The sequence below is a fragment of the Chlorobium sp. KB01 genome, assembly GCF_001975465.1.
Lineage (GTDB): Bacteria > Bacteroidota > Chlorobiia > Chlorobiales > Chlorobiaceae > Chlorobium.
Genome location: NZ_MPJE01000060.1, coordinates 1 through 3,948 on the forward strand (window position 1 = coordinate 1; position 3,948 = coordinate 3,948).

General features: G+C 45.5%; 3 protein-coding genes and 1 pseudogene. All 4 read right to left on the reverse strand.

Translation table 11 applies throughout. The annotated features are described in order from the left end of the window. Positions 1 to 288: 288 nt before the first annotated feature. On the reverse strand, positions 289 to 525 hold the full coding sequence (locus BOO20_RS06110; protein WP_006366118.1) for a toxin-antitoxin system HicB family antitoxin: 237 nt from the start codon (positions 523 to 525) through the stop codon (positions 289 to 291). Next, positions 522 to 953 (reverse strand): putative toxin-antitoxin system toxin component, PIN family, encoded by a 432-nt coding sequence (locus tag BOO20_RS06115; RefSeq protein WP_076791388.1) that lies wholly within the window; start codon positions 951 to 953, stop codon positions 522 to 524. The genes BOO20_RS06110 and BOO20_RS06115 overlap by 4 nt, the downstream gene beginning before the upstream one ends. A 477-nt stretch (positions 954 to 1,430) precedes the next feature. Then, positions 1,431 to 2,210 (reverse strand): ATP-binding protein, encoded by a 780-nt coding sequence (locus BOO20_RS06120; protein WP_076791390.1) that lies wholly within the window; start codon positions 2,208 to 2,210, stop codon positions 1,431 to 1,433. A gap of 247 nt (positions 2,211 to 2,457) precedes the next feature. Beyond that, positions 2,458 to 3,819: pseudogene (locus tag BOO20_RS06125) on the reverse strand (IS1182 family transposase); the annotation flags it as partial. Positions 3,820 to 3,948: the final 129 nt, after the last annotated feature.

Sequence of the window (3,948 nt, forward strand, 5' to 3'; positions counted from 1 at the left end):
AGGAAGAGGGCTGCTGCGTTATTATCGCTATTAAACAACGTCCCGGATCCTTGCGTCCCGGATCCTTGGTAAACTGCCGAGGTAAGTTGAAATAGTTGAACACGTCCCCTATCCTGCCTCAGAGGAGCGCGATATTGGTAGATAGACGAAGCGAATTATTCCAATTCCTCGATTCTTCTTCCCGACTTGCCCGGTAACATGCTCGGCTGCCGGATATGGAAGAAAAACTGAAATGCTGAGGCACGTTGAGTTGTCAACGCCCGCCCATGCAAGCTCTGTCAAACGCGATTACAGCTTGTCAAATGCTTCGGGTTCCACGTCAGGAACTTTGTTTAATATTTCAAGGAATTTGTCGCGGCTGCCGCTTTTCGCCCGCTTTTCCAAATATTCAACCGCTGAAAGAGAAGCCACTTTTTCAGCAACAGCAAGCATAACAAACTGATTGATGGATATACCCTCTTCCTGCGCTACTTCGCGGAGCTGCTCGTGTAATGATTTAGGTAAACGTAAACTTAATGCGCTCATTTTTTCTCCTCACGTAAAATCACCAAAAACTCTTTCGGGGTGATTGCCTGAATACCAAACTTGTCGCAACCTTTAAAATCACCGATGTTGTGCGTGACTATATATTCACATTGTGCAGCAACCGCTAATTCAAGCACAAGCTCATCATTTGGGTCACTCAAAAACGGTCGCCACTGAAAATATATTTTATGATGTTGTGCCATTGAACAGAGTGAATCAATAAAAATCGAAACCTCTTCTGTCGATAATCCCACTGCTTCTCTGTGGCGCAGAATAACATCTTCGTACTCCAGAATAAGAGCCACTGAGTCATGGATCTCAAACTGATCGGTTCCAATCAGTGACAAAAGCTTGTAAGACGCGCCTCTTTTTGAACGAAGGGCAGACATGACAACATTGGTGTCAAGCACAATGTCAGGCACACTCATATTGATATTATATGTGATATTTCATGTAATACCAAACGAAAGCAAGCCACTGCCATCAGTAAAAGCTATATTTTTGTGCAGCCCCCGGAAAAATCCTCTCCCGACCACGAGTCGTTGACGATCCTGGGGTTTTTTATTACATAAAATATACCGCATTATTGCAACAAATAAACAATAGTCCGCAAAACAGGATATCTCACTATTTCGAGAGAATAGTGACAAACTGACAGGGCCGTACATCTATCTCGACGGAAAGAGTCTCACACTCAAACACCCTTCCACAACACCTTCATAGCAAATTCCGAGGGAGAAATGCCGGGGCAAGTAGAGTTTGTCGTCAACGTCCCCTCGTTGTAGAAAAAAGAATACCTGATTTTATAAAATAGAGTTATCGGTATAACAGGGCAAGAGGCGCGAGGATTTATTATCGTTATTCAACTACATCCCGGAAGCTGCTGGCACGTAAAAACAGCGCACTCAGGGTGAGCTTTTTGTTTTTATGTCTGCTTCTGGCGAACCAACCACTCTCCAGCTTCCAGACTTTTTCCCACCAATTCGTCGAAGAACACCTTGCTTCTGAAGCTTGTCAGTCAGGTAACGAATACCTCGTTCGGTGAGGCCAAGTAGCTCTGCCATCTCTTTTTGAGTCATGATCGGATGCTGGCGCACCAAATCACATACTTTCTTTTCTTTGTCTGTCAACTCAGCCTTATCGACAGTTTTATCGACAGTTTTATCGACAGTTTTATCGACAGTTTCCTGGCTTGACTCTTCAAGAAAAGAGGGTCGTTCAAAACTCGCTATAAACAGTCCCGCAATCTGGCGGAACTCAACGCTGGGTGCATTTTCAAAAATGAGTGGCATTCCACGCCCCCATCCTTCAACCATCTGAATGCGGCGGAACAGATCGGCAATCAGCGGGTTTCGGCGGCGGGAGACGTTACCCCGACGCATCTCTTCCATAGTCAAACCGTCGTACAAGCCACCGGGATTACGTATCTCGATTCGATTTTTAAAAACAGCAACATGGATGTAGTCCGGGTCTCGATAGTCGCGATGGAAGAATGCATTGATGATCGCTTCACGAAGCGCAGCCATGGGAATTTCAGGAACATCAACTCGGAAAAGGCCATCCAGACGCATACCGATGTGAATGTTTTTGAGAATGTATTTTTGCGCCTCCTCAATCAGCTCAAGAATGTCGCCATCAAAATCGTGCCGGTCAATAATGGTAGAACTGCTCCTGACTTGTGCCAAAATCAAAAAAAGCGCTGACCAAGAAAATTAAGTTCTTGATATTATTGTACATAAGATTTCCGAGTTCCTAGCAGCCTGTCGGACTAACGATAGAGAAGCTTACAGCAAACCAGCCGTCGAACTCCCTTTTTATGTGCATTTTGGTCATAGAAAACCATTGTTGGTACATATTACGCCAAAATGCGGACAATTGGTTGCCTTGTACTCCTGATTTTGCTTTACATGCGGCCATTACTGGCATTTTTATGCGTGGCTTCGCCAAGACATGCATCCTTTTCAGATTCCAGGCAAGGCTTATCAGCGTCCATTCTGCATGGGCATTTTCCAACCCTCGGCGCTTAAATTGTCGATACCCCAGCACTGATTTGATAATTCCAAATACTGGCTCTACGGTGCTCTTGCGCTGGCCATAAATGGCTTTCCCTTCCGGGGTTTTCAATCGGTATTTCATTTTGGTAACACTGTCTGCATCTTCCGCTACGGGTGCCGGTTTATTGAATCGAACTTCGAGGCTTTGATTATGCTTGTCTCTGCCAACTGCTATAAGCGGATTGATTCCCGCCTCTTCACATGCATCCACGTTTGCTTTACTGAAATATCCGGTATCCGCTATGATTTCATTGACTTGACCGAGTTTTTCGGGCAGCTTTTCCAGTGCTTCAATTGCCGTTTCTATTTGCTGCTTATCATTGGGCTGTTGGGTCGTATGAACGGCGACAATGAGCATGGTTGCGATATCGACGCAGGCCTGAGCATTGAACGCCTGCACGAATCCGCCTCCGCTTGTCGGCATGATCCGTGATTCTTCATCGGTCAGGTTTATCTGGTCGTGCGGTTTTGGACCTGGTTCCGGTGGTTTTGGCGGTTTGCCTCCTGGTTTTTTGCCACTTTCCTTTGCTTTCTTTTCCCGTTCGGCAAGCTTGTTTTCGTAGGTTTGCTTTTCCTGATCATACCGTTCTGCTGCTCTTGCTTCAATTTTTTTCTTGGCTTCCGCTATGGTTGCAAGACGTTTTTCTCGCCGCTCAAGTTCTTCTGGAATCTTCATTCCATCAGGTATTATTGCTTGATCGGCTTGATCTGCCAGCAGCCATAATTGCTTGACTTCTTCTTTGAGTTGCGTTTCGATTTTACACGCGTACTGCCAGCTTAACGCCTGATGCTTCGAGGCATTGGCCTTGATTTTCGTACCATCAAGGCTCACGGTTTCAAGCTTCAGTATCCCCATTTCATGGGCAATGGTTAGTATCTGAACAAACAGTCCTTGTAACTCCTCAGAAAACCGTTTCCTGAACGTTGCTATGGTATCGTGATCCGGATGTTGATTGCCGGTAATGTAGCGGAATGCAACAGAATCATAGCTCGCCTGTTCAAGTTTTCTGCTTGAAAACACTCCCGTTGAATATCCGTAAAAAAGCATACTCAGCAGGATCGTCGGATCATAAGCCCTTGAGCCTTTACCGGTATAGGTTCCCCTCAGGGATGATAAGTCGAGTTGGCTCACCATATCTACCACAAATCGGGCCAGATGGTCTTTTGGCAACCACTCCTGTACTGACGGTGGAAAAAGAAACGGGGTATCACGATCTGCTATGATAAAGTCGATGTTCATAGTGTGAAATCAGGAAATGAATGCTGCGGCTCCAGCCTCTGAAATAAGTAATTATCTTACGCTAAGATAATGCTTTACAGACATTTTTCCAATGTATTACGCGGCTTTGTTAGTCCGACAGGCTGCTAG